This window comes from Luteitalea sp. (assembly GCA_009377605.1).
GTDB lineage: Bacteria > Acidobacteriota > Vicinamibacteria > Vicinamibacterales > Vicinamibacteraceae > WHTT01.
Genome location: WHTT01000211.1, coordinates 1 through 1,209 on the forward strand (window position 1 = coordinate 1; position 1,209 = coordinate 1,209).

Annotated in this window: 1 protein-coding gene; it reads right to left on the reverse strand. The window is 66.3% G+C overall.

Annotation, left to right across the window (positions count from 1 at the left end; all coding sequences use genetic code 11):
- A partial coding sequence (locus GEV06_28570; GenBank protein ID MPZ21805.1) for an AcrB/AcrD/AcrF family protein occupies nt 1–1,209 on the reverse strand: 1,209 nt, incomplete at both ends.

Consider the following 1,209-nt stretch of genomic DNA (forward strand, 5'->3'; position numbering starts at 1 on the left):
GATCCGACTTCGGCCTCAGGTTTACCTGCAGGTCGGCCATGTGCGGCGCTTGGCGGAGGAAATAGTGACGGACCAATCCGTTGAAGTTGTAAGGCGAGGCTGTACCCGTGTAGCTCTGCACGCTGGTCACGTCTGGATCGGTCAGGGCTTCCTCGGCAAGTGCGGCTGCAACCCTAGCCGTCTGCTCAAGCGGCGTGCCCTCTGGCATGTCGATCACGACCTGGAACTCGCTCTTGTTGTCGAACGGGAGCATCTTCACGGTGACGAGCGCCAAGGGCACGAGCGCCAGCGCCACGAGCAGCAGCAGAGCCACGCCCGCCAGAAATCCCGCACGCGCCAGGGGATGACTAATGAGCGGGCGCATCGCACGCCGATAGAGCCCCGTGAGACGATCCTCCCCCTGGTGCTCATGACCGAGGGCATGAGACAGCAACCGAACGGCAGCCCAGGGCGTCACGATGAATGCCACGAGCAGCGAGAACAGCATGGCGGCCGAGGCGCCGATCGGGATGGGCCGCATGTACGGACCCATCAAGCCGCCGACGAACGCCATGGGCAAGATGGCGGCCACGACGGCGAGCGTGGCAAGGATCGTCGGGTTGCCCACCTCGTCGACGGCCCGGATGGTCAGCGCCGCGAGGCCGCGCGAGTCGCTTGCCCGCAGACGCGTGTGGCGTACCACGTTCTCGACCACGACAATCGCATCGTCGACCAGAATGCCGATGGAGAAGATGAGCGCGAAGAGCGTGATGCGGTTGAGCGTGTAGCCGTATAGCGAGAACACGAAGATGGTGAGCGCCAGCGTGACGGGGATGGCGATCAGCACCACGGCCGCTTCCCGGCGTCCGAGCACGAGCCAGATCAGCGCGGAGACCGAGAGCACCGCCAGCAGCATGTGGAAGAGCAGCTCGTTGGATTTTTCCGTTGCCGTCTCGCCGTAGTTACGCGTGATGTCGACCGCCACGTCCGCGGGCAAGACGGCCGCGCGTATGGCGTCCACCGTGTCTTCGATCTGGTGCGCGAGCGTGGCCGCATTCGTGCCCTTGCGCTTGGCCACGGCCAGCGTGACGGCGGGGGAGGAGCGACCGCCGCGCCGGTGGGACATGACATAGCTCGCCGGCTCAGCCCCCTCGTCTTGCACCCGCGCGACGTCGCGGAGGAACACCGGGGCGCCACCGCTCGTGCCCACGACGACGTGGCGCACCGCGT